At 46.9% G+C, this 311-nt stretch carries 1 protein-coding gene; it reads right to left on the reverse strand.

All coding sequences use genetic code 11. The features are described from left to right. Positions 1-311: hypothetical protein (locus KDU71_RS22945; RefSeq protein ID WP_212193454.1), on the reverse strand; the 311-nt coding region annotated here is incomplete at both ends.

The raw sequence follows: 311 nt of genomic DNA on the forward strand, positions 1-311 counted from the left end.
ACCGTATAGCTTTCGTTGTAACCCGAACCATTGTAAAGGTTAACAACCGTACCTGCTTCTGCTCCGGTCATACCAATGAAGAAAAAGACATCGTTAACGGTTTTGGCAACCGGCGCCTCTGCAAAAACAGATACGCCCATATCGTTGGCGCAATCAACTGTTGTTGTACCCGTTACCGGCGTTTTACATTCCTTGCTAATTGAGTATGAGTACTCGCCGTAGGGCACGCCGGCAAACATCACATCTTCCATTGGTAAGCCCTGCACCGTATAGCTTTCGTTGTAACCCGAACCATTGTAAAGGTTAACAAC

It is taken from the genome of Carboxylicivirga sediminis, from assembly GCF_018156225.1.
In the GTDB taxonomy this organism is placed as follows: Bacteria; Bacteroidota; Bacteroidia; order Bacteroidales; family Marinilabiliaceae; genus Carboxylicivirga; species Carboxylicivirga sediminis.